22 protein-coding genes are annotated in these 24,194 nt (G+C 39.4%); 20 read left to right on the forward strand and 2 right to left on the reverse strand.

What is annotated here, in order from left to right; genetic code table 11:
* Window positions 1-134: 134 nt before the first annotated feature.
* The 14 genes from gpr to ACQKN3_RS01825 all read left to right on the forward strand — a co-directional run bounded on the left by gpr (window position 135) and on the right by ACQKN3_RS01825 (window position 17,108).
* Entirely contained in the window at window positions 135-1,169 is a 1,035-nt protein-coding gene (gpr, locus tag ACQKN3_RS01760; RefSeq protein ID WP_251686768.1) for a GPR endopeptidase, read from the forward strand.
* An 84-nt stretch (window positions 1,170-1,253) separates the two neighbouring features.
* Complete coding sequence (gene spoIIP, locus ACQKN3_RS01765; protein ID WP_251686770.1) at window positions 1,254-2,075, forward strand: stage II sporulation protein P; 822 nt, start codon at window positions 1,254-1,256, stop codon at window positions 2,073-2,075.
* A gap of 334 nt (window positions 2,076-2,409) precedes the next feature.
* The gene (gene lepA / locus ACQKN3_RS01770) at window positions 2,410-4,239 is read left to right on the forward strand and encodes a translation elongation factor 4 (protein WP_251686772.1); all 1,830 of its coding nucleotides are present in this window, start codon (window positions 2,410-2,412) and stop codon (window positions 4,237-4,239) included.
* A gap of 90 nt (window positions 4,240-4,329) precedes the next feature.
* Window positions 4,330-4,674 (forward strand): hypothetical protein, encoded by a 345-nt coding sequence (locus ACQKN3_RS01775; protein WP_427708945.1) that lies wholly within the window; start codon window positions 4,330-4,332, stop codon window positions 4,672-4,674.
* Between the two features lie 76 nt (window positions 4,675-4,750).
* Window positions 4,751-6,286, forward strand: a complete 1,536-nt coding sequence (gene miaB / locus ACQKN3_RS01780; RefSeq protein WP_251686777.1) for a tRNA (N6-isopentenyl adenosine(37)-C2)-methylthiotransferase MiaB — start codon at window positions 4,751-4,753, stop codon at window positions 6,284-6,286.
* Window positions 6,283-6,720 (forward strand): RicAFT regulatory complex protein RicA family protein, encoded by a 438-nt coding sequence (locus ACQKN3_RS01785; RefSeq protein ID WP_251686780.1) that lies wholly within the window; start codon window positions 6,283-6,285, stop codon window positions 6,718-6,720. The genes miaB and ACQKN3_RS01785 overlap by 4 nt, the downstream gene beginning before the upstream one ends.
* A 154-nt stretch (window positions 6,721-6,874) precedes the next feature.
* Window positions 6,875-9,064: an EAL domain-containing protein gene (locus ACQKN3_RS01790; protein WP_427708947.1), complete on the forward strand. Its 2,190-nt coding sequence runs from the start codon at window positions 6,875-6,877 to the stop codon at window positions 9,062-9,064.
* A 225-nt stretch (window positions 9,065-9,289) separates the two neighbouring features.
* Entirely contained in the window at window positions 9,290-9,877 is a 588-nt protein-coding gene (gene cotE / locus ACQKN3_RS01795; RefSeq protein ID WP_251686784.1) for an outer spore coat protein CotE, read from the forward strand.
* A 180-nt stretch (window positions 9,878-10,057) separates the two neighbouring features.
* Window positions 10,058-12,670: a DNA mismatch repair protein MutS gene (gene mutS / locus ACQKN3_RS01800; protein WP_427708950.1), complete on the forward strand. Its 2,613-nt coding sequence runs from the start codon at window positions 10,058-10,060 to the stop codon at window positions 12,668-12,670.
* Between the two features lie 14 nt (window positions 12,671-12,684).
* On the forward strand, window positions 12,685-14,583 hold the full coding sequence (mutL, locus tag ACQKN3_RS01805; protein ID WP_427708952.1) for a DNA mismatch repair endonuclease MutL: 1,899 nt from the start codon (window positions 12,685-12,687) through the stop codon (window positions 14,581-14,583).
* A 22-nt stretch (window positions 14,584-14,605) separates the two neighbouring features.
* Window positions 14,606-15,523, forward strand: coding sequence for an alpha/beta fold hydrolase (locus tag ACQKN3_RS01810; RefSeq protein WP_427708954.1), 918 nt, complete (start codon window positions 14,606-14,608; stop codon window positions 15,521-15,523).
* Complete coding sequence (gene miaA / locus ACQKN3_RS01815) at window positions 15,516-16,424, forward strand: tRNA (adenosine(37)-N6)-dimethylallyltransferase MiaA (RefSeq protein WP_427708956.1); 909 nt, start codon at window positions 15,516-15,518, stop codon at window positions 16,422-16,424. Before ACQKN3_RS01810 ends, miaA begins: the two co-directional genes overlap by 8 nt.
* A gap of 77 nt (window positions 16,425-16,501) precedes the next feature.
* Entirely contained in the window at window positions 16,502-16,726 is a 225-nt protein-coding gene (gene hfq / locus ACQKN3_RS01820; protein WP_079527893.1) for an RNA chaperone Hfq, read from the forward strand.
* Window positions 16,727-16,805: 79 nt separating this feature from the next.
* Entirely contained in the window at window positions 16,806-17,108 is a 303-nt protein-coding gene (locus tag ACQKN3_RS01825; RefSeq protein WP_014823385.1) for a rhodanese-like domain-containing protein, read from the forward strand.
* A gap of 49 nt (window positions 17,109-17,157) precedes the next feature.
* On the opposite strand, the gene ACQKN3_RS01830 is transcribed toward ACQKN3_RS01825, so the two are convergent.
* Window positions 17,158-17,766 (reverse strand): trimeric intracellular cation channel family protein, encoded by a 609-nt coding sequence (locus ACQKN3_RS01830; protein ID WP_008407591.1) that lies wholly within the window; start codon window positions 17,764-17,766, stop codon window positions 17,158-17,160.
* A gap of 117 nt (window positions 17,767-17,883) precedes the next feature.
* On the opposite strand from ACQKN3_RS01830, the gene ACQKN3_RS01835 reads away from it, so the two are divergent.
* From ACQKN3_RS01835 to glnA, 3 genes are all read left to right on the forward strand, one after another.
* Window positions 17,884-19,131 (forward strand): aminotransferase class I/II-fold pyridoxal phosphate-dependent enzyme, encoded by a 1,248-nt coding sequence (locus ACQKN3_RS01835; protein ID WP_427708959.1) that lies wholly within the window; start codon window positions 17,884-17,886, stop codon window positions 19,129-19,131.
* 162 nt (window positions 19,132-19,293) lie between these two features.
* Window positions 19,294-19,674, forward strand: coding sequence for a MerR family transcriptional regulator (locus tag ACQKN3_RS01840; protein WP_008407589.1), 381 nt, complete (start codon window positions 19,294-19,296; stop codon window positions 19,672-19,674).
* 62 nt (window positions 19,675-19,736) lie between these two features.
* Window positions 19,737-21,071 carry a type I glutamate--ammonia ligase gene (glnA, locus tag ACQKN3_RS01845; protein WP_251686797.1) on the forward strand — a complete coding sequence of 445 codons (1,335 nt, stop codon included), beginning with the start codon at window positions 19,737-19,739 and terminating at the stop codon, window positions 21,069-21,071.
* Window positions 21,072-21,193: 122 nt separating this feature from the next.
* On the opposite strand, the gene ACQKN3_RS01850 is transcribed toward glnA, so the two are convergent.
* Window positions 21,194-21,739: a gamma-type small acid-soluble spore protein gene (locus ACQKN3_RS01850; RefSeq protein ID WP_427708961.1), complete on the reverse strand. Its 546-nt coding sequence runs from the start codon at window positions 21,737-21,739 to the stop codon at window positions 21,194-21,196.
* Between the two features lie 258 nt (window positions 21,740-21,997).
* Between ACQKN3_RS01850 and ACQKN3_RS01855 the strand changes: the two genes are divergently transcribed.
* The 3 genes from ACQKN3_RS01855 (at window position 21,998) to ACQKN3_RS01865 (ending at window position 24,141) form a co-directional block, all read left to right on the forward strand.
* Entirely contained in the window at window positions 21,998-22,705 is a 708-nt protein-coding gene (locus tag ACQKN3_RS01855; RefSeq protein WP_427708963.1) for a DNA alkylation repair protein, read from the forward strand.
* 79 nt (window positions 22,706-22,784) lie between these two features.
* Window positions 22,785-23,330, forward strand: a complete 546-nt coding sequence (locus tag ACQKN3_RS01860; RefSeq protein ID WP_251686803.1) for a 5' nucleotidase, NT5C type — start codon at window positions 22,785-22,787, stop codon at window positions 23,328-23,330.
* Window positions 23,331-23,445: 115 nt separating this feature from the next.
* Window positions 23,446-24,141 carry a gamma-glutamyl-gamma-aminobutyrate hydrolase family protein gene (locus ACQKN3_RS01865; RefSeq protein ID WP_427708965.1) on the forward strand — a complete coding sequence of 232 codons (696 nt, stop codon included), beginning with the start codon at window positions 23,446-23,448 and terminating at the stop codon, window positions 24,139-24,141.
* The last annotated feature ends 53 nt before the right edge of the window (window positions 24,142-24,194 follow it).

Consider the following 24,194-nt stretch of genomic DNA (forward strand, 5'->3'; position numbering starts at 1 on the left):
TGAGTATTTTCTCACTTATTTCATGTGTCAATACAACAAAAATCATTCTACCAAAGGATTGAAGGAATTGCAATACATAAACGCAAAGAATATTTACTTGACAGTTTGAACAAACTGAATTGTGGAGGTGCATTATGAAAAAAATCGATTGGAATCGAACAGATTTAATTGATGAAACAGCAGAAGTTGTCCAACATCAAACAAAACAGCAAAAGGAAACATTGGAACAAGAACGTGGCATTCACATGGAAGAATCCCAACAAAATCGTGTCAAAATCACAAAAGTTGAAGTGAATGCTACAGGGGAAGAAAGAATAAGTAAAAAGCAGGGGACGTATATAACGTTGTCGATCCCTACACTAACATCAGAAGACCGCCATGGTTTTGAGCAAATGCAGGAATCTTTAATCCATTACTTGCACGATTTGCACAAAGACGTAAAAATTACGGCGGATTCAAAAATTTTAGTGATCGGTTTAGGGAACAAGACGATTACCCCAGATGCAATTGGTCCATATACGATTGATGCCATGCATAAAAAACAGTCGGAACTGGATTCACCAAAGTTTATTTTGTATGCGCCAGGTGTAACCGGCCAAACAGGATTTGAGACAAGTGATTATATCCATGCATTGGCAGAAAAAATTAAACCTGCACTTGTCATTATTATCGATGCGCTTGCAACAAGCGGAAGTGCACGTTTATGCCGGACGATCCAACTGACAGATACCGGAATTCATCCAGGAGGGGGTGTCGGTAACCATCGTAAGGAAGTTTCCAAGGAAGTGCTCGGCGTCCCGGTAACAGCAATCGGAGTTCCGACAGTTGTCGAAGCACCAATTTTAATCGCCGATGCAATTGACGTAGCATTCAGATCAATTGCGGCTAAAATACAGGAAAGAGATAAACCGTCGGGCAAGCTTTCAGTAACAAACTGGACACCTGTAAACGAGGAAGTCGATTTAACGAAAGTTGAACCGATTTTCGGTCAGTGGGCGACATGGCCGACTGAAGATCGCAGACAATTATTTGAAGAAGTTTTCAGTACCCATCCGGAGCGATTGATGGTTACACCGAAAGAAGTCGACTTCTGGCTAAGCCAATATGCATTTTTACTAGGTGAAAGCTTGTTTACATGGCTTGAAGAAAAACAAAAAGCCGGTAATTAACAGGCAATTTATTTTCTGAACAATAAAAACTAGTTATACGTTCTAAGTTTTACTCTTTTCCCATATTGTATTGGAGAAAGGGTGATGTGTTTGCGGAAACTAAAACGCTTCTCATTATTGTTCTTATTTTTATTTTCACTGCCTATCATTATTGGGCAATTCCCTTTTCCAAATAATGAAATGACTACACAAAAAAGCAAAAGTGAACGTCCACACGTTGTTTATGCAGCGGCAGAGCCAATTGTCACAGTACCTGAAGAACCGAAAGTCGATCCATTCGATGTACTGTTGATGTTCACACATTCACACGAGTCCTATAAGCCGATCGTCAAAAAAACAAAAGGGATGCAGGCAGTTTATGATGAAGAAATGAATATCTTTTCACTACAAGAAATGATGCAGCATTATCTTGAATTAAACGATTTAACCCCACATATTGTAGACTTTGATGTTATGACCGAAATGAAACAGGTTGATGCAACATTTCACCAAGCATACAAAGTGGCTCGACCTGTATTGGCTCAGTATTTGGAGGAAAGCGAATATGATCTTATAATCGATTTCCATCGGGATTCAGCCCCTAAAAAAGTGACGACACTTACAGCAAACAATGAACAATATGCAAAGATTGCTTTTGTTGTCGGCGCTGAACATCCTGCATATGAAGCGAATTTAGCTTATGCAACAATGTTAAGTGAGCAAGTGAACCGTATTGTGCCAGGCGTTTCACGCGGTATTATTAAAAAGTCGGGTACTGGTGTTGACGGTGTTTATAATCAGGATCTTGCAACAAATGTATTGCTGATTGAATTTGGCGGTATTGACAACACGGAAGAAGAGCTTCAGCGAACAATGGCGATTTTAGCTCAGGCAATCCGGGTTGCTTTCGTTGAATCAGCAGCGTAGGTATTAATTGGTTTACAAATAGCAGGCGGGTAGTGTGAGACATGTTGAACAATTTCAGCACGGCTATTCGCTCCAATATGAAAAACCGCATTTCGCAAAAGTTAGGCGCGAAATGCGGTTTTCCTATTGTAGGTGAAGGTTCGCTGTTGTCGTTTCACTACAATTCATAGTATAATTTAAAATAAGTTATGCCTCTATTGTTCCATTACTTAAAATTGGTGGAGATAGAGGCTGTATTTTAGTAGAAAAGTAAATGGATGAATAATCTACATATGTAGTGACACCAACGCCAAATGGGCTCAGGTGTTTTTTCTAATTAGGAGAGGAATTATACATGAACCGAGAACAACGTTTAAAACGACAAGAAAATATCCGAAATTTCTCGATTATTGCACATATCGACCACGGGAAATCAACACTTGCAGACCGTCTTTTAGAATCGACGCAAACTGTTACACAACGCGAAATGAAATCACAGCTGCTGGATTCTATGGACTTGGAGCGCGAGCGCGGAATTACAATTAAATTAAATGCTGTACAATTGAAATATAATGCTAAAGATGGCGAAATTTATACTTTCCACTTAATTGATACACCGGGCCATGTCGATTTCACATATGAAGTATCACGTTCATTAGCGGCATGTGAAGGTGCTATTCTAGTAGTGGATGCTGCACAGGGAATTGAAGCGCAAACACTTGCTAACGTATATTTGGCATTGGACAATGATCTGGAAATCTTACCGGTTATCAACAAAATCGACTTACCGGCTGCAGACCCTGAGCGTGTTCGCGCTGAAGTAGAAGACGTAATTGGGCTGGACGCTTCTGAAGCAGTACTTGCCTCTGCAAAAGCAGGAATTGGGATCCAGGATATTTTGGAACAGATTGTTGAAAAAGTACCTGCTCCACAAGGTGATCCGGATGCCCCATTACAAGCATTGATTTTCGACTCTGTTTATGATGCGTATAAAGGTGTTATCATTTCAATTCGTATCGTAAATGGTACTGTTAAAGCCGGAGATAAAATCAAAATGATGGCTACCGGTGCAGAGTTTGAAGTAATCGAAGTAGGTGTTCATACACCGAAATCGATACCACAAGCTGAATTGACAGTAGGCGATGTTGGGTATTTAACAGCATCAATCAAAAATGTTCAGGACACACGTGTAGGTGATACGGTAACATACGCGGGCAGCCGTGCTGCAACAGAACCGCTTCCAGGTTACCGTAAACTGAATCCGATGGTATATTGCGGTCTTTATCCGATTGATACAGCCAAATACAACGATTTACGTGAAGCACTTGAAAAACTGGAATTAAACGACTCTGCACTACAATATGAGGCAGAAACTTCTCAGGCATTAGGCTTCGGTTTCCGATGCGGATTCTTAGGACTATTGCACATGGAAATCATTCAGGAACGTATTGAGCGTGAATTCAACATTGATTTAATCACGACTGCGCCATCAGTAATTTATGAAGTAACAAAAACAGATGGTTCGGTATTAAAAGTAGATAACCCGTCAATGATGCCGGATCCTCAAAAAATCGAACGTATTGAAGAGCCATATGTAAAAGCGACAATTATGGTACCAAACGATTATGTAGGGGCTGTTATGGAGCTTTGCCAGAAAAAGCGCGGTAACTTCTCAGGAATGGATTACATCGATGACACACGTGTAAAAATCGTTTATGAAATGCCTTTAGCGGAAATTGTATATGACTTCTTTGATTTCCTGAAATCAAATACGAAAGGCTATGCGTCATTCGATTATGAATTAATCGGATACCAGCCTTCTAAGTTAAGCAAAATGGATATTTTACTGAACGGTGAACAAGTCGATGCGTTAAGCTTCATCGTACACAAAGACTTTGCATATGAACGCGGAAAAATAATTGTAGAAAAATTAAAAGAGCTGATTCCACGTCAACAATTCGAAGTACCGGTGCAAGCAGCGATCGGTCAAAAAATTATTGCCCGCTCGACAATTAAATCGATGGGTAAAAACGTACTTGCAAAATGTTACGGCGGTGACATTTCTCGTAAACGTAAATTACTTGAAAAGCAAAAAGCGGGTAAAAAACGTATGAAACAAGTAGGTTCAGTAGAGGTTCCACAAGAAGCATTTATGGCTGTACTGAAAATGGATGATAGTAAATAATATTTGTAAAAGGCAGATAGAGCAATCTTTCTGCCTTTTATTTTTAGAGGTTAGTTTACTGAAATGTTTTTTAAAAATGAGGTAGAAAATATGACCGATATTTTAAATTTTTTGCATTATAAAAATGAAAAACTGGAAAGTGAATTAAATAAATTGTTTGAACGTGCCAACTCTCCGGGGAGCCGGGTAGATGCCCTGCTGGAAAACAAAGCATTGCAACTGGAAGACCACAAGCTGTTCTTGGCGTTTTTAGCGTATTTAGCGCAGCAAAATATTGAAGCGAGACGACTTTTCCAAGATGTTCTGCGCCTGCCAAAGCATCAATTCGAAGCAAAATATGAAATGAACTGGGCGCAAGTAATCAAATTGAGTGTCACATTTTTTACAATTTTACGCGATAATGACTTGAATAGTTACAAACAATTTATCGACTAGCTTGTAACAACCAGCAACAGTTCGCTATAATGATGAAATGAGTAAAGGTAATAAATGATAGGGGGGCAAGTAGTCGATGAATGAAGAACAACGACTAGCTAGTCAGCAGATTAAACAACCTAAGGAAGAAAAAGACTATAGTAAATATTTCGAGAAAGTATTTACGGCTCCTTCACTAAAAGACGCGAAAAAACGCGGTAAAGAAGAAGTAAAGTATCATAAAGATTTTGATATCGAAGAAAAATATTTAGGAATGGGACAGGATCGTAAGTTTTATATTCGAACATACGGCTGTCAAATGAATGAGCACGATACTGAAGTAATGGCTGGTATTTTCATGCAGCTTGGCTATACACCGACTGAGATGATTGAAGAAGCGGATGTCGTTTTACTAAACACGTGCGCGATCCGTGAAAATGCGGAAAATAAAGTATTCGGTGAGCTAGGCTTCCTGTTAAAATATAAACGTAAAAATCCGGAAATGCTGATTGGTGTTTGCGGATGTATGTCGCAAGAAGAATCTGTCGTGAACAAAATATTAAAACAGTATCAGCATGTTGATATGGTGTTCGGGACACATAATATCCACCGATTGCCGAATATTTTACATGACGCTTATATGTCTAAGGAAATGGTTGTCGAAGTATGGTCAAAAGAAGGCGATGTTATCGAAAACCTTCCGAAAAAACGTATTGGTTCGATTAAAGCTTGGGTGAATATTATGTACGGCTGCGACAAGTTCTGTACATATTGTATCGTTCCATATACACGAGGCAAAGAACGTTCACGCCGCCCGGAAGAAATTATTCAGGAAGTGCGTGAATTGGCAGCACAAGGCTATAAAGAAATTATGCTTTTAGGCCAAAATGTCAATGCATACGGGAAAGACTTTGATGATATGGAATACCGACTTGGTGATTTGATGGATGAACTCCGTAAAATCGATATTCCACGTATTCGCTTTACAACAAGTCATCCGCGCGACTTTGATGATCAATTAATCGAAGTATTGGCAAAAGGCGGCAATCTCGTCGATCATATCCATTTACCGGTCCAGTCGGGTTCAAACGAAATTTTGAAAATTATGGCACGTAAATATACCCGTGAGCATTTTCTGCAATTAGTCGATAAAATTAAAGCGGCAATTCCGGGAGTAACACTGACAACAGATATCATTGTAGGCTATCCGAATGAAACAGAAGAGCAATTCCAGGAAACGCTTGATTTGTATCGTCAAGTCGGCTTTGATATGGCGTTCACGTATATTTATTCGCCTCGTGAAGGAACACCTGCTGCAAAAATGATTGATAATGTAACAGAGGAAGAAAAGAAAGACCGTCTGCACCGCTTGAATGCGGTTGTCTCTGAGTATTCTGCAAGAGCGCTCAAAGACTTGGAAGGTCAAACAGTAGAAGTTTTAGTTGAAGGCAGCAGTAAAAGACGCGATGATGTGTTAGCTGGCTATACGCGTAAAAACCGTCTTGTTAACTTTAAGGCAGATCCAAAATATATTGGTAAGCTTGTAAATGTAAAAATTTTAGAAGCAAAATCTTATTCTTTAATGGGTGAGTTTGTAGAAGAAGTGACAAAAGAGGGGGAGTTCGTAAGATGACAACAAAATTGTATACAAAAGATGAGATTGTAGAGAAAGCAAAAGAAATTGCCCATATGATTGCGAATACCGAAGAAGTAGAATTTTTCAAAAAAGCGGAAGAACATATTAACGAAAACCAATTTGTACGCGAAAAGATTGCCTCATTGAAAGCACTGCAAAAGCAGGCGGTTAACTTCCAGCACTTAGGGAAAGAAAAAGCGCTTAAAATGATCGAAGGTAAAATTACAGGAATTGAAACAGAAATCGACGAATTACCAGTCGTTCAACAATTTAAACAATCACAGACAGAAGTAAATGAATTGTTACAATTAGTATCAAATGCCATTGCGAATAATGTCACAGATGAAGTCATTGCTTCTACAGGCGGCGATGTTCTAAAAGGCGAAACAGGATCAAAAGTACGTAATAGTACACCAGGCTCATGTTCTTAAAATAATTATTAAAGATATCCCACGTGGATATCTTTTTTTATGTAGAGTTAATATTCTAAAAGTTTAGCAATATGTGACAATAAATATGTCGATATTCCTACTATTTTTTGTTATGATTTAAGTTAGTTAGAACTATATAGGAAGGACTTTACTAATGAACGAATTTGATAATCTAAGTGTAAGTGATGAAGGATTGTACGATTGGTTATGTCAGATGGCTCGGCAGATTGATTTGGCAGTAGCAATTATTAACCCGAATAAAGGGTATACAATTGAATTTGTAAACCAGATCTTTACGCAAACAACAGGGTACAGGGAAGATGATGTGCTCGGGTCAACACTTTCTTTACTACAGGGACCTCTTACTGACATGTTAAATGAGAATTCGATTCAGGAAAGTATTGAAAATGGACTGACATTTAAAACATCATCCTTTCATTACCGGAAAGATGGGTATGCATTTTGGAACGAAGTCAGGCATTTACCAATGTTTAATCAGCAAGGAATACTCCAATATTGTGTGATCATAATGAAAGATGTAACGGACTCCATGAACATAGAGTCGTTGATTGAGCTGGAACGTGAAGTCTACTTTAGTCTGGAAACAGGGCATCCACTTGAAAATGTATTACGTAATATTTGCAAATCGGTTGAAATAACTTTCGGAAAGAAATGCCATTGTTCCATCGTCCTTGTTGATGAAAATGACCGGATGATTAATATTTACGGTGAAATGTGGAAAGATTTGAAGGAGCTCGATGAGAAAGTTTTATTGATGGATATGAAAGACAATAGGAAAATAAATAAACCGCTCATTTTAAAAGACTTAGAGCAATCGATTTATCATGAAGCATATAGACCGATTATCGATAAATATCGTATAGTTTCAATGTGGAGTCAGCCAATTTTAAATTCAGAAGAAAAAACGATCGGTTTATTTACAATGTACTTTGAACAACTGGCAGAACCAAAAACGATTGAAATAAAATTCATGAACCGAATCGCACCGATTGTTACACTCGCATTAAAATATTTTGACCAAAAAAGTGCGATTCACCGTCTTGCTTTTTGTGATGTTGCATCCGGATTAAATAATTATGAACGCTTTAAAATCATTTTAAATGATTTTACTGCAAATCAGTCGATGGGGCATTTATATATTATTGAACCGGGAGAATATCAAAATATTATTGATTTGTATGACCGGCAGGGCGGGGATGAAGTGCTGCGTCAGTTAGCAAATCGAATACAGAATATCCCATCATTCGCAGACTCGATCATTGCGAGGTATACCCATTCAGCGATTATTGTAGCGACACGTTTATCATTACGGGAAATGAAGATTCCGCCCATTGTAGCTGAACAGTTTTTATCAGAGCCATATTATATTGATGGAAAAGAAGTATACTTAACATTAAAAATAGGAACTTCATCTTTTAGTTCCCGTATTAATTACATAGAAGCAGTCCGCCAGGCGGATATTGCGTTATCAAGTGCACTTAAAGGAACGGGCACTGTTATTAAAAATTTTAATATGAGTTTAATTGAATCTGTAGAACAGGAAATGAATGTACTGGCCCATTTTGCACGCGGTCTAAAAAATAGTGAATTTTTTCCGATGCTCCAGCCGAAAGTGAACTTGATGACAGGGGAAATTGAAAGTTTTGAAGCTTTGGCACGTTGGAATTCGACGGATTTAGGTGTTGTCTCACCGACGTTATTTATACCGGTTGTAGAAAATACCGGCAATATTTATAAAGTAGACCTCGAAATTTTCAAGAAGGTGCTCCAATGGCAAAAACAACGACACGATGCGGGATTGAAATTGTATCAAGTATCGATCAATATTTCACCAAGCCATTTTTATAATCCGGCATTTGTAGAAAGTTCCATTGCCCTTATAGAAAGCTATAAAATAGATCCGAAATTTATAAAATTTGAAATAACCGAAAGTGTCGAACTGGAAAATGTCATAAGAGCAAAAAAAATAATCGACGAGTTGCAACAGCTGGGGATTGAAACATCGATTGATGACTTTGGTGTTGGTTATTCATCACTCAGCTATTTGCAGGAACTGCCATTTAAAGAAATCAAAATTGATAAAAGTTTTGTCGATAATTTAGCGAATCCAAGGATGAATGCCGTCATAAAAACCATTATTCAGCTTTCGGATAACTTGAACATGGTGTCGGTAGCAGAGGGGATCGAAACAGAAGAGCAGCATCTTGAGCTGAAGCGATTAGGCTGTCAGGTCGGGCAAGGGTATTATTATTATAAACCAATGCCAATTAAACAAATAAATGAACTACTCGATAACGAAATAAAAATTACTTTCAGCAAATGAAACTCACAGTAAAATAAAAATATGGGCTAAACAACAAAGCACTATGTAGGCCATATCCCGTATACGGATACGACAGCACTGAGAATCATTTGAGCGAGGTAATAGGAAAAGCACTACTGCAACAAAGGTTTGTAGTAGTTTTTTCTTTTCTAAAAACTCATTTCACCCTTTAGGCACCTGCCGCATACAATAAGTCGAGTTAGTTGAAGAAAGGAGAGATGTTCGGTGAAGCGTTTACGTCAAATTGTGACGAAAGCAGTTATTGCAAAAGGGAAGAAGCGTACCGAATGTGTAGAAACGCTCTGTCCACCGAATGCGCCAACGAGCATATTAGGTTGTTGGGTAATTAACCATCAACACCAGGCGAAACGTAACGGTAAATTTGTTGAGGTGACAGGGAAGTTCGATGTGAATGTGTGGTATGCATATAGCAATCATTCAAAAACGGCAGTGCATACAGAGACAATTTCCTATAAGGATCGTGTCAAACTGTCATTCCGTGATGGAGAAGAAATTGATTCAAATGATGTAAAAGTCCGTGTATTACAAGCGCCGAATTGTATTGAAGCAATTATTACAAAGCAAGGCGACAAAATCCAAGTAACGGTTGAACGTGAATTTTTAGTGGAGATTATTGGGGAAACAACAATTGTCATTAATGTACACCCAATGGATTTTGAAGATGAATGGTCGTTTGAAGAAAGTTCACAACAACCATCCAGCAGTTCTTCATCCTCATCCTCATCGTCATCATCGTCCGACTCTGGCGGCAAAGATTTTGGCAAAGATTATGATTCCTCGTCATTTTCGTAAAAGCATCCATCTTTTAACAACAAATGTCTAATCGTAAAAAATTGTAAAACTCTATCGTAAACAGATGGGAATTGTTTGAAGATAACTTTCAGACAATTCCTTTTCTTTGCGTTTGGAAGGCAAATTGCGAGTCAAATGGTATAATACTTGTACAAGTTTTAGCAAGTGAGGGAAATAACCATGACTACATATACACCGATGATGCAACAATATTTGCTCGTAAAACAAGATTACAAAGATGCTTTTTTATTTTACCGTTTAGGCGATTTTTATGAACTGTTTTTTGATGATGCCATTAAAGCGTCACAGCTGCTGGAAATTACATTAACAGCGCGTGCCGGCAATACAGATAATCCAATTCCGATGTGTGGGGTACCGCATCACTCTGCGCAGGGCTATATAGAAACACTTGTCGCAAAAGGTTTTAAAGTGGCAGTATGCGAACAGACGGAAGATCCAAAGCATGCAAAAGGTGTTGTGAAACGCGAAGTTGTACAAGTAATTACACCGGGAACGATTACAGAGGGAAAAGCGCTTGACGGGAAATCCAATCATTTTATTGCTGCTGCTGAAAGTAATGAAGATGATGAAATCGTCTTTGCCTATTTGGACGTATCAACAGGCGAAGCAAACTGTTCGGTAATTGAAGGAAGTGCAAAACAATTAATTCAGCAAGTACAAGCATATGCGATAAAAGAACTGATTGTAACAGAACAGCTGCAGTTACTGCTTGCCGATTATGCGGAAGCAGGAGGTATCGTCCTATCACTTGAAACAGAAGAAATGGATCCGGTAAAGGCAGATCAGTATGTTGCACATTTGCCGGTTCAGCTGCAAGGTGTGGCAAAGCGACTACTACAATATGTGGAACGTACACAAATGCGTTCTTTATCGCATATTCAGCCGTTTTCCTATACTAAAGCCGATAATTTCCTTCGTATCGATACAAATTCCAAACGTAACTTGGAGTTAATCCAATCGATACGGGGCGGGGATGCTAAAGGTACATTGCTTTGGCTTTTGGATGAAACGGTAACAGCGATGGGAGGCCGAAAACTGAAACAATGGATGCACCAGCCGCTCGCAAAGAAAAATGCTATTGAAGCACGACAGGCGATTGTTACGGAATTACTGGAAGACTTCTTCTTGCGCGACGAATTAACGACACTGCTGAAAAATGTATATGATTTAGAGCGTCTGGCAGGGCGTGTAGCATTTGGTTCTGTTGGAGGGCGCGATTTGGCACAGCTGCGCGAATCATTACGACAAGTACCCGAGATTCAGCAAAAGCTTGTAAACAGCGGGTTGGAGAAATGTGTGACGCTTGGTCAAAAGCTGGACGTATGTGCCGATATCGAACAATTGCTGGCAGAGGCGATTACCGATCATCCGCCAATTTCGATCAAAGAAGGCGATGTCATTCGCGATGGCTACAATGCACAGCTGGATGAATATCGTGATGCATCCCGAAACGGGAAAGACTGGATTGCCCAGCTTGAGCAGAAAGAACGTGAACTGACAGGGATCAAAAATTTAAAAATCGGCTATAACCGCGTGTTTGGGTACTATATTGAAATTACAAAATCCCATTTGAATAATACGGACCTGGCACGTTTTGAACGAAAACAAACTTTAGCGAATGCCGAGCGTTTCATTACAGAAGAATTAAAAGAAAAAGAAGCACTGATCTTGAATGCTGAAGAGCAGAGCCTTGCATTGGAATATGATTTATTTGTAGCATTGCGAGAACAGTTAAAAGGGTATATACCTCGGGTTCAGGCATTGGCTGCCCAAATCAGTGAGCTTGATGTTCTGATGAGCTTTGCAACGGTAACCGATAAGTACCGTTTTACAAAGCCGGAATTCCATGAAGGACGTGCTTTGAAAATTATTGAAGGAAGACATCCGGTCGTTGAAAAAATGCTCAATAAACAAAGCTATGTACCGAATGATTGTGTGCTAACAGAGGATAAAAATATGATGCTGATTACCGGTCCGAACATGTCGGGTAAAAGTACGTATATGCGCCAAGTCGCACTAATTGTCGTTTTGGCTCAAATGGGATGCTATGTACCGGCTGATGAAGCGATACTACCGATTACCGACCAGATCTTCACACGAATCGGTGCAGCTGATGACTTAGCAGCAGGTCAATCGACATTTATGGTAGAAATGCTTGAATCACAGCATGCCATTACACATGCAACAAAAAACAGTTTGCTGTTATTTGATGAAATCGGACGCGGCACCTCAACATATGACGGAATGAGTCTGGCACAGGCAATGATGGAATATATTCATGATGAAATCGGAGCAAACACACTATTTTCAACTCACTATCATGAACTGACGGATTTGGAAAACGAGCTGGCACGACTGCAAAATGTTCATGTCAGTGCAACCGAGCAAGACGGCCGAGTTGTATTTTTGCATAAAGTGAAAAAAGGTGCCGCAGATAAAAGTTACGGTGTTCATGTGGCAGAGCTTGCGGAAATGCCGGAAACGATTTTACAGCGTGCACGTCTGTTGCTGGAACAATTTGAAGCAACGAATGCAGAAAAGCCACAAGCTATTTTTGAACAAGAACCCCCACAAAATCCGCAATTAGTGGAACAGGTGGCGGAGAACGATTTGCAGCTTTCATTGTTTACAATGGAAGAAGAACCATCAATTGCACCAGAACAACAAGAAGTACTCGATGCATTGAAAAAACTGAATGTGATGGGTACAACACCGATGCAGGCCATGACATTATTGCATGAACTGCAGCAAAAATTACTAGGCAATCAATAAAGGAGGGAACGGCTTTGGGGAAAATTCAAATAATGGATGAGTGGCTATCAAATAAAATTGCAGCCGGTGAAGTAGTCGAACGCCCTTCATCTGTTGTAAAAGAACTAGTTGAAAATGCAATCGATGCTGGCAGTACGTCAATCGAAATTTTCCTGGAAGAAGCTGGCCTTCATTCAATACAAGTCATAGATAACGGAAGTGGTATGGACGAGGAAGACGCGCTTAAATCCTTTTCGCGCCATGCCACATCAAAAATAGAAAAAGAACAGGATCTGTTCCGCATTCGGACGCTTGGTTTCCGTGGTGAAGCATTGGCATCGATTGCTTCGGTTTCCAAGTTAACATTACGCACATCGGACGGAAATGGAGGTGTGCATTTGTATATGGAAGGCGGTCATTTGAAGGAGCATCAGCCGACCGCACTTCGCAGGGGGACAGATATTACTGTTGCTCAGCTTTTCTTTAATACACCTGCACGCCTAAAATATTTAAAAACGATTCAGACCGAGCTTGGGCATACAATCGATTTTGTTAACCGGATTGCACTTGGCTACGCATCGATTGCGGTTAAACTAGTGCATAATGGGCAAACATTATTGCAAACGAACGGGCGCGGCCAAGTTCAACAAGTATTGGCAGCCATTTACGGTGCACATAATGCAAAGAAAATGCTGCCGTTTGAAGGTCAAAATCAAGATTATAAAATTCATGGTTTTGCAAGTTTGCCTGAGGTGACACGTGCTTCAAAAAACTATATGTCACTTTTCGTCAATGGACGCTGGGTCAAACATTTCGTGATTCAGAAGGCAATTACAGATGCATACCATACGTATTTACCGATTGAGCGTTTTCCCATCGTACTTTTGTATGTTGAGGGAGATCCGCAATTAACCGATGTCAATGTTCATCCGGCGAAGCATCAAGTACGCTTAAGTAAAGAGCCGGAACTATTGAAGCTTATTGAAGATACGATCCGTTCTGCGATTCGGGATGTTATCCGCATTCCGCTCGCTGAAAAAAAGGAGAAGCCAATTCGAACGCCGACTGAGCAGATGAATATTTGGAACCCTGCACCGGCACCTTCAACACAGCCTGTATTCAATGAAGAAAAGCTATCGACAATCGTTGAGCGATTATCAAGTGAGGCTTCTGTTGTAAAAGAGCCGTATGCGCCGGTTCCGACTAAGCAACAACCGGTCGCGCATACAGCTTCACCTGTGCCGGAAAGCAGGGAACAGCATAATCGGTCTGATTTCGATGAACTTCCAACTGTTGAAGAGGAAACCTATCCGGAAGAGGTACCAATGGAAGAAGATGAAACAAAACGGCATTTCCCGCAAGTTGAAATTGTCGGTCAGATTCACGGAACGTATATTGTAGCCCAAATGGAAGACGGATTTTATTTAATTGACCAGCATGCAGCACAGGAACGGATTAAGTATGAATATTTCCGTGATAAAGTCGGAGAAGTGAATGCAAACGAACGTCAGACACTTCTCATGCCATTAACATTCCATTATGCGGCAGATGAGGCATTGCGTCTAAAAGAATCGAAAGAGGCACTTGAAGAAGTAGGGGTTTTCTTGGAAGAATTCGGACTTTCTTCATTTGTTGTACGGGAATACCCGACTTGGTTCCCGAAAGGCGAGGAACAGGAAATTATCGAGGAATTGATCGAGCAAGTGTTAAGTGCACGGAAAACCGATATAAAAAAATTACGTGAAGATGCGGCCATTATGATGAGCTGCAAAAAGTCGATTAAAGCGAATCATTATTTAAATAAAGAACAGATGGAAAGGCTGATCAATGATTTGCGAAATGCCGACAATCCGTTTACGTGTCCGCATGGACGACCTGTATTAATTCATTTTACGTCATATGAAGTGGAAAAAATGTTTAAACGCGTTATGTAATTCATAAAAAGGGGATGGTTTTATGGAACAACGGTCATTTTTTGTCACAATGTCAGACGGGCATGATATTTTCGTCCGTACTTATGCACCGAGTAAGAAGCGTATTGGACATATTCATATTTTACACGGGATGTCGGAACATAGTGGGCGTTATGAAAATTTTGCAGAAAAGCTATGTGATGAAGGGTATTTTGTAACAGCACATGATCATCGCGGCCATGGTTATACAGCGCAAAAAAACGGCATGTTCGGCTATTTCGGACCTGAAAAAGGTTTTGAACTTGTTGTTGATGATGTTGTAGAAGTGCTTTCCTTTTTAAAGAAAGAAACAACGGAACGGCCTATTTTATTCGGTCACAGTATGGGGTCGTTCATAGCACGCCGCTTTATTCAACAGCATAGCGATAAAATTGAACGGCTGATTTTATCGGGATCGGGATCACCGACATTGCTTCATAAGGCAGGGCATATTATCGCGAAGCAGCTGGTAAAGCTGCAGGGAGCACAAATCCAAAGTGATCTCATGAATGATCTTAGTTTTAGCAGTTTTAACCGAAAAATTAAAGATGCAAAAACAAATTTTGACTGGCTTACTACCGATGAAGAAGAAGTACAAAAATATATCGATGATCCATTTTGCGGTGTGATTCCGACGAATCAATTTTTCGTTGATCTAACAGGAGGCATGCTTAAGATGGAGGATGAATATGCAAATGCGCGCATCCGCTCTGATTTAAAAATACTCGTTGCAAACGGGACATATGATCCGATCGCCGGACCTGAAGCAGAAGGAGCGTTTCGAGTAGGGAAACTGCTTGCACGTGCCGGTGTGGAACATGTGAAGGTGCATATATTTGAAAGGATGCGTCATGAAATTCTAAATGAAAAAAAGAAAGAACAAGTAAGAGAAATAATTGTACGGTGGTTAAAAGATGAATAATAAAATCGATGTCGTGGCCATTATCGGTCCTACAGCATCAGGAAAAACAGCGCTAAGTGTCCGCTTGGCAAAAGAGATTGACGGCGAAATAATAAACGGAGATTCCATGCAGATTTATCGTCATATGGATATTGGAACGGCCAAAATTACAGAAGCCGAAATGGAAGGTGTTCCGCATCATTTGCTCGACATTAAAGAACCGACGGAAGGGTTTTCGGTTGCGGAATATCAGCAGCTTGTTCGCGGGAAAATTGAAGAGATTCAAGCGCGAGGTAAAATGCCGATTATTGTTGGCGGAACGGGGCTATATGTACAATCTGTCTTGTATGATTTTCAATTTGCCAAACAGGAAGTTGATGAAGCAGCACGCGAAAACTATTATAAAGAACTTGAAGTTTTAGGTCCTGAAGCGATGCATGCAAAACTTGTGCAAATAGACCCGGCAGCTGCAGCGTCCATCCATCCGAATAATACAAGACGTGTTATTCGGGCACTGGAAATGGCAGAACTTGCAGGGGTTTCTCGAGCGGAAGAGCAATTCAATCGAGGGGACATTCCGCTATATAACCACTTAATCATCGGGTTGGATATGGACCGTGAAAAGTTATATGAAAGAATTAATTTACGTGTGGATTTGATGGTGGAAGCAGGTCTTGTTGAAGAAGTTAGGGCGCTATACGATGCTGGGATACGTGATGTTCAGGCGATTAAAGCAATAGGCTATAAAGAATTGTATGCCCATTTCGATGGACTGGTTTCACTTGATGAAGCAGTGGAACAGATTAAACAAAATTCCAGACGCTATGCAAAACGCCAGCTTACCTATTTCCGAAACAAAATGGATATTGCGTGGATCGGAAATGATTGGAGTAAAATAAAAAGTTTATTTGAAAATCATTAAAATTAAAGGGAAATTTTGTCCGTATAACGAATAGGTAACTATTGCATGTATTTTATGGTAAGGGAGATTGAACGACGATGAAATCGATTAATTTGCAAGATACTTTTTTAAACAATTTACGTAAAAATAATGTTTTTGTAACGGTATTTTTGTTAAATGGCTTCCAATTAAAAGGACTTATAAAATCATATGATAATTTTACCGTATTATTGGAGTCGGAAGGAAAACAGCAGCTTATTTACAAGCATGCAATTTCTACTTTTGTACCGTCAAAAAATGTAGCTTTATCGGAAGAAGAGTAACAACACAGCCAAACTTGTAGCGAATTTTGGTCTGATTGATTATAATGACTAAGATGCTATAAGTATTGGAGGATTTTTGATGAAAACGATGACAACAGATGAACTGATCAACTTACTCGATGCAAATGAAGATTTAAATGTAATCGATGTTCGTGAAGATTTTGAAGTGGAACACGGAATGATTCCAGGTGCTGTACATATTCCACTTGGCTCAATCCCTGAACGTACTAATGAACTGGATAATTCAAAATCCTATATCGTCGTATGTAAAGGCGGCGTACGCAGTGCGAATGCATGCGAATATCTGGCAGAGCAAGGTTTTGATGTAACGAATTTAGATGGCGGAATGATGGCCTATGATGGAGAATTAGAATTTAAATAATTTCCAAAAAAAGGGAGTGCCGATTGATTCGGCACTCCCTTTAGTTATCCTACTTTGTATAATAAATTTTCTTTGATGGCAGGCTCCAGCCTTTAGTGTATGAACATATCCGCAGGACAGTAATGGAAACAAATAAAAAGTATAAAAACAAATCCCCCTTAAAAATTTCAAGGCCGATTAAGAAACCTGCACTGGCCGCCCAAACGGCATAAATTTCGTGACGCAGTATAATGGGTCTTCTACCGGCAAGCAAGTCCCGAACCACCCCACCGCCTGCACCTGTTAAAACGGCAGCTACAATTACTGCTACAATCGGTAACTCCAGGTGGACAGCATGCATTGCACCTTGAATGGCAAAGGCGGATAATCCGATTGCGTCGGTAACGTATCCCCATCGACTCCACTGTTTAAATAAATGATGCGGAATTAAAAAGAACACCGTAATCGCAAGAAGCGCGAATTGAAACATAAGCTCCTGGTTCCATAATGTCGAAACCGGCAGACCGATTAATATATTACGGATAGCCCCGCCGCCAAAAGCTGTAACGATACCTAATATGTACACCCCAAATAAATCATACTCTTCTTCCATTGCCACAATTGCCCCGGAAATGGCAAAGGCAACCGTTCCGATCAAACTAAATACATCCCACGCCATAAACATCTCTCCCTTAATGTCCTTTCGACCATGACGATAGCAGTTTTTCAAACATTCGTCAAAACTATTTTTTTTCATGTATAATGGATACAGTTTGAACAGAATGGAGTAGTAAAAATGGCATTTCAATCAATATTAACAGCTGAAACATTAACGCTTGCAGCAAAAGTGGAAGAAAAAGTCCGCACTTATCATCAGGAAGTGGATGAACGTGCGTTTTATAATCAGCAAAAGGTGCTGGCAGCTTTTCGAGAAAATCAAGTAAGCGACTTTCATTTGCATCCTTCAACAGGGTATGGCTATGATGATGAAGGCCGTGATAATTTAGAGCGTGTATATGCGCAAACTTTCGGGTCAGAGGCAGCTATCGTCCGTCCTCAAATCATTTCAGGTACACATGCAATCACATTAAGTTTATTTGGTGTATTACGTCCTGGTGATGAATTGCTCTATATTTCAGGTAAGCCTTATGACACACTTCAGTCGATCGTTGACGGGGGCGAAAAGGATACAGGTTCCCTGAAGGACTATAAAATTGGCTATTCCCATGTAGATTTAATCGATAATAAGGAAATTGATTGGGAAGGTGTAAAACAGGCAGTAAACGGAAATACGAAAATGATTGCAATTCAGCGGTCAAAAGGCTATGCGACGCGCCCATCATTTACGATTGAACAAATTGCTGAAATGGTTGAAAAAATACGGGTAATTGCACCAAACACCGTTATTTTTGTTGATAACTGTTACGGTGAATTTGTAGAGTTGCTTGAGCCGACAGAAGTTGGTGTTGACTTAATGGCCGGTTCATTAATCAAAAATCCGGGTGGGGGCTTTGCAAAAATTGGCGGATATATTGCAGGTCGCGCGGATTTAGTGGAAAAATGTGCATATCGTATGACGTCACCGGGAATCGGTGCGGAGGCAGGGGCTTCATTAAATACGTTAGCAGATTTTTATCAGGGCTTCTTCATGGCACCGCATATTGTTGCACAAAGTTTAAAAGGTGCAATTTTTACATCGGCTATGCTTGAAGAAATCGGTATGACGACATCCCCGCATTACACGGATGTTCGCACAGATCTCATTCAGTCAGTCTCTTTCCAAACGGCTGAACAAATGGTGGCATTCTGTCGTGAAATTCAAGCTGCTTCACCTATTAACGCTCACTTTGCGCCGGAGCCTGCCTATATGCCTGGTTATGAGGATGATGTTATTATGGCGGCAGGTACATTTGTCCAAGGATCAAGTATTGAATTAACAGCAGACGGTCCGATTCGCCCTCCCTATACTGCATTTATCCAAGGCGGTTTAACATATGAACATGTAAAATATGCCATATGTTCTGCTGTCCAAAAACTAAAATAGTTTATAGAAATCGTCCATTTATTGGGCGATTTTTATTGTGCATAGAATTCGCTTTATTCTGTCAACTATTTGCTCATTTACATAAGTTATGTGAGTTTTTCTGACATACATTTGACATTGTAAATAACAAGTCGTAATATAGCGATAAGGGAGGTGAATTAAATGAGTAGTGAAATTCGACGTTCAATGCCACTATTATCGATAAGTATCGTCATGCAACTAACGGATCTGACAGCAAGACAAATCCGTTATTATGAAGAGCATGATTTAATTCAGCCGCACCGGACAGAAGGAAATCGACGGATGTTTTCTTTAAATGATGTCGATACTTTACTTGAAATCAAAGATATGCTTGAGCAGGGTATTAATATGGCAGGTATCAAAAAAGTGTTTGCTTTGAAAAATGATCCGGCCGCCCAACAAGCGAGCAAAGAAATTTCAGATTCGGACTTACGAAAAATTTTACGTGAAGAAATGCGCCAAGCACAGCGCATGCAAAAAACATCTATTCGACAAGGGGATTTATCACGCTTTTACCAATAGTGTGTAAATTATAAAAGATCGAGTAAAATCGGTACTGAACAAATTTAGGAGTGTGGAATTTAGTGGGCAAATATACAAAAGACGATATTAAACGTCTAGTAGAAGAACAGCAAGTAAAATTCATTCGTTTACAGTTTACAGATATTTTAGGAACAATTAAAAACGTAGAAATTCCTGTAAGCCAACTAGATAAAGCATTGGACAATAAAATGATGTTTGATGGTTCATCAATCGAAGGTTTTGTGCGTATTGAAGAATCAGATATGTACTTATATCCTGATTATGATTCATTTATGATTTTCCCATGGACTGCTGAAAAAGGGAAAGTAGCACGTTTCATCTGTGATATTTACAATCCGAACGGTACACCATTTGCAGGAGATCCACGTAACAACCTGAAACGTGTATTAAAGGAAATGGAAGAGCTAGGATTCACAGATTTCAACTTAGGGCCAGAACCGGAGTTTTTCTTATTTAAACTGGATGCAAAAGGCGAGCCAAGCTTGGAAGTTAATGACCACGGGGGTTATTTCGACTTAGCACCGACAGATTTAGGTGAAAACTGCCGTCGTGATATCGTATTAGAACTAGAAGAAATGGGCTTTGAAATTGAAGCATCTCACCATGAGGTTGCACCGGGACAACATGAAATTGACTTTAAATATGCGGATGCAATTACAGCTTGCGACAATATTCAAACATTTAAATTAGTTGTTAAAACAATTGCACGTAAACACGGTTTACACGCAACATTCATGCCAAAACCTTTATTCGGTGAAGCCGGATCAGGAATGCACTTCAACGTTTCGTTATTTAAAGGAAAAGAAAACGCCTTTTTTGATGAGTCTACTGAATTAGGTCTTTCTGAAACAGCGATGCAATTCATGGCAGGTGTACTTAATCATGTTCAAGGCTTTACTGCAATTACAAACCCGACAGTAAACTCTTATAAACGTTTAGTACCAGGTTATGAAGCACCATGTTACGTAGCATGGTCTGCACAAAATCGTTCACCTTTAATTCGTATTCCTTCTTCTCGCGGAGTTTCAACACGTGTAGAAGTTCGTTCGGTCGATCCATCAGCTAACCCATATTTGGCGATGGCAGTAATTTTAGAGGCTGGTCTGGAAGGGATTCGTAAAAAATCAACGCCACCACCAGCAATTAACCGCAACATTTATGTAATGAGCGAAGAAGAGCGTAAAGCAAACGGCATTGATAACCTGCCTGCAGCTTTAGACGACGCTTTAAACTTACTTGCAAAAGATGAAGTTGTTCAACGAGCATTAGGCAACCACATCTATGCTAACTTTAAAGAAGCAAAAGAAATCGAATTCGACATGTACCGTTCTACTGTCCATCAGTGGGAACGCGACCAATATATGAAGATGTACTAAGAGAAAGCGCTGGAGTTAAAATTCTAGCGTTTTTTTTATATGTATACATATTATTTAAAATTATAACCAATATAATTTTGAACTAAAAAAACCGGCAATAAAAATTGCCGGTTCAATATTTTTTATTTATTGCCGTTTTGGAATTTGTTCTTACCAAATTGACCCGATGCTTGTTGTTTTTTAGCTTCGGCCTGCTGGTTTTGCTGTTTCACTTGGTTAACATCTGTTTCCATGCCAAACTCAGCGCTCATTGAAGAAAGCTTCTTCTGTAAACCGCTGTTTGCGAACAAACCGGAAGATTGTTGCTTTTTGGCTTCGGCCTGCTGGTTTTGCTGTTTTACTTGGTTAACATCTGTTTCCATGCCAAATTCGGCGTTCATGGAAGAGAAGTTTTTCTGTAAACCATTATTCGCGAACAATCCAGAAGATTGTTGCTTTTTGGCTTCAGCTTGCTGGTTTTGCTGCTTCACTTGGTTTACGTTAGTTTCCATCCCGAATTCAGCATTCAAGGAACTTGATTGCTTTTGTAAACCGCTGTTTGCAAACAAACCGGAAGATTGTTGCTTTTTAGCTTCAGCTTTTTGGTTTTGCTGTTTTACTTGATTAACGTCCGTTTCCATACCGAATTCGACGTTTTTATTATTGATGTTGTTTTTATTTTTTGACATCAATATCACCTCCTGAGATTATTCTGTTCAGAGGTTGTTTTATTATTCGGTTAAATAATTTGCCAATTTTTTTATTAAAGTACAGGGCAACAATAAAAGGACACTGAAGCTTGAGTGTATGTCGCCGTATATATCCCGTAAATACTGTTTTAAATGAAATATATACCAGCAAGCTTATTGAGAAGAACGCTAGGTATGTTTGGCGATTAAATCATATAATAGTATAAGACAAAAATAATAATAAAAAAGGAGGAAATTATGAAACTCGATACAATGATGCAAGAGTTAGAAGCACTTGGGAAAGAGCGTACAAAAAAGATTTATATGTCCAATGGGGCAAAGGAGCCGTTGTTCGGTGTAACGATTGGCTCGATGAAACCGTATGTAAAACAAATAAAAATAGACCAGGAACTGGCCGAACAGCTCTATGCTACAGGCAACTATGATGCTATGTATTTCGCAGGAATTATTGCGGATCCGAATGCAATGACTGAGGAAGATTATGACCGCTGGATGGAACAGGCCTATTTCTATATGATTTCGGATTATGTTGTGGCAGTAACTCTGGCGGAATCTGATATTGCGCAAGAAGTAAGCGATAAGTGGATTGCCAGTGGTGAGGATCTGAAAATGTCGGCAGGGTGGCATTGCTACTGCTGGCTTCTCGGCAATCGTAAAGATGAGGAATTTTCAAAGGAAAAGTTAATGGACATGCTCGAGTATGTAAAACAAAATATCCGTCAAGCACCGCAGCGCACACAGGTGGCGATGAACAATTTTGTCATGACAGTCGGTGTTTCATTTAAACCTTTACATGATGAGGCAGTGCAAATTGCAAATGAGATCGGACCAATTGAAACGAAACGGGAAGGGAAAAAACCGGGTTTGCTTCATGCATATGAGGAAATTGAAAAACAGGTGGAAAAAGGGCGAATCGGTTTTAAACGTAAATATGTACGTTGTTAATTGTAAAGAGTTATACCTTGTTTTTTCACAATACAATTGTATAAACTAAAATTATGGGAATTTCAAGGAGGCTTATTACATGAAAAAAAGTATTGCTATCGATATGGACCAGGTACTAGCTGATTTTTATTCGAAATTACGTGTGACATATAACGAAAATTTCGGAACAAATTTTACAGATGAAGAGTTTCTTCTGACGACACAGCGCGATTTGCCTCGAGAAGATGCGAAGAAATTATTTGCAATATTAAATGAGCCTGACTATTTCAGAGATTTAAAAGTACTGGATGAAGATGCGATTAAAGTCATTCAAGAGTTGCAGGAACATTATGAAATTTTTATTGCGACAGCTGCAATGGATGTACCGGGTTCATTTACAGCGAAATACGACTGGTTAATGGAGCATTTACCCTTTATTAAAACACAGAACATTGTGTTTTGCGGAAATAAAGCGGTAATACATACCGATTATTTAATTGATGACAGCCCACGCCAACTCGCAGCATTCAAAGGGACAGGTATATTGTATTCGATGCCGTACAATCGATCAGAAGAAGGTTTCATGCGTGTTCATAACTGGAAAGAAATTAAACAGTATTTTATAAAACAAATGGAAAGTGTTTAATAAGTAAAGGGTTGCGATTCTGCAATCCTTTTTTATTTTTGTAGTCATTTCGTATAACGCAATAGTATAATTTAAATTATTGGAATTATCTATAAATTATAAGGGGATAAAAAGAATGAAACCGATTATTGGATTAACAATGTATGATTTTGACAAGAAGTTGGATATTAATAACACGTATTTAATTTCAATTGAACAAGCGGGAGGTATACCGATTTGTATACCGAATGCTACAGAAGAAAACGTAAATGAGTTATTAGATCTAATTGAAGGCCTCGTATTAATTGGTGGAGCGGATATAGATCCATTGTTGTTTAATGAAGAACCGCACCGTCATATCGGAAGTGTTGTACGGAAACGTGATGACAGCGATCTTTTATTGATGAATGAAGCCTATAAAAGACAAATGCCTGTTCTCGGTATTTGCCGCGGACAACAGATTATGAATGTCGCATTCGGGGGGAAGATAATTCAGGATATACCCTCACAAGTAGCGAACACAATTTTACATAAACAGCCTTCAAAGCGAGGGGAACTGGCACATACCGTTGAAGTAAAGACACCTAAATTTAAAGAGATTTTTAAAGAAGACTCATTCCGTGTAAATACATTTCATCATCAATCGGTTGGAAAGCTGGGGAAAGGGCTCGTTGTTTCGGCACTTGCTAAGGACGGCATCATTGAAGGGATTGAACATGAATCGCATCCATATTGTGTCGCGGTGCAATGGCATCCGGAAGAATTGGCTCCGAACGGTGATGTTTATGCACAGCGCTTATTTAATAGTTTTGTAGAAGCATGCAATAAATAACGAAAGGCTTAGTCGTTCGCGGCTGAGCTTTTTATTTTGTAAATAAAAAACTT

Origin of the sequence: Solibacillus sp. NPDC093137, from assembly GCF_050280445.1 — a bacterium.
In the GTDB taxonomy this organism is placed as follows: Bacteria; Bacillota; Bacilli; order Bacillales_A; family Planococcaceae; genus Solibacillus; species Solibacillus isronensis_B.

What these genes read in the sequence shown, in the direction of transcription:
- hfq (WP_079527893.1), top strand. Translation starts at nt 16,502, where the DNA reads ATGAAATCGATTAATTTGCAAGATACTTTTTTAAACAATTTACGTAAA.
- mutS (WP_427708950.1), top strand. Translation starts at nt 10,058, where the DNA reads ATGACTACATATACACCGATGATGCAACAATATTTGCTCGTAAAACAA.
- ACQKN3_RS01850 (WP_427708961.1), bottom strand. Translation starts at nt 21,739, where the DNA reads ATGTCAAAAAATAAAAACAACATCAATAATAAAAACGTCGAATTCGGT.
- ACQKN3_RS01860 (WP_251686803.1), top strand. Translation starts at nt 22,785, where the DNA reads ATGAAAAAAAGTATTGCTATCGATATGGACCAGGTACTAGCTGATTTT.
- ACQKN3_RS01835 (WP_427708959.1), top strand. Translation starts at nt 17,884, where the DNA reads ATGGCATTTCAATCAATATTAACAGCTGAAACATTAACGCTTGCAGCA.
- ACQKN3_RS01775 (WP_427708945.1), top strand. Translation starts at nt 4,330, where the DNA reads ATGACCGATATTTTAAATTTTTTGCATTATAAAAATGAAAAACTGGAA.
- ACQKN3_RS01790 (WP_427708947.1), top strand. Translation starts at nt 6,875, where the DNA reads ATGAACGAATTTGATAATCTAAGTGTAAGTGATGAAGGATTGTACGAT.
- ACQKN3_RS01830 (WP_008407591.1), bottom strand. Translation starts at nt 17,766, where the DNA reads ATGGCGTGGGATGTATTTAGTTTGATCGGAACGGTTGCCTTTGCCATT.
- miaA (WP_427708956.1), top strand. Translation starts at nt 15,516, where the DNA reads ATGAATAATAAAATCGATGTCGTGGCCATTATCGGTCCTACAGCATCA.
- ACQKN3_RS01840 (WP_008407589.1), top strand. Translation starts at nt 19,294, where the DNA reads ATGAGTAGTGAAATTCGACGTTCAATGCCACTATTATCGATAAGTATC.
- miaB (WP_251686777.1), top strand. Translation starts at nt 4,751, where the DNA reads ATGAATGAAGAACAACGACTAGCTAGTCAGCAGATTAAACAACCTAAG.
- spoIIP (WP_251686770.1), top strand. Translation starts at nt 1,254, where the DNA reads ATGTGTTTGCGGAAACTAAAACGCTTCTCATTATTGTTCTTATTTTTA.
- ACQKN3_RS01785 (WP_251686780.1), top strand. Translation starts at nt 6,283, where the DNA reads ATGACAACAAAATTGTATACAAAAGATGAGATTGTAGAGAAAGCAAAA.
- lepA (WP_251686772.1), top strand. Translation starts at nt 2,410, where the DNA reads ATGAACCGAGAACAACGTTTAAAACGACAAGAAAATATCCGAAATTTC.
- gpr (WP_251686768.1), top strand. Translation starts at nt 135, where the DNA reads ATGAAAAAAATCGATTGGAATCGAACAGATTTAATTGATGAAACAGCA.
- ACQKN3_RS01825 (WP_014823385.1), top strand. Translation starts at nt 16,806, where the DNA reads ATGAAAACGATGACAACAGATGAACTGATCAACTTACTCGATGCAAAT.
- ACQKN3_RS01855 (WP_427708963.1), top strand. Translation starts at nt 21,998, where the DNA reads ATGAAACTCGATACAATGATGCAAGAGTTAGAAGCACTTGGGAAAGAG.
- ACQKN3_RS01865 (WP_427708965.1), top strand. Translation starts at nt 23,446, where the DNA reads ATGAAACCGATTATTGGATTAACAATGTATGATTTTGACAAGAAGTTG.
- ACQKN3_RS01810 (WP_427708954.1), top strand. Translation starts at nt 14,606, where the DNA reads ATGGAACAACGGTCATTTTTTGTCACAATGTCAGACGGGCATGATATT.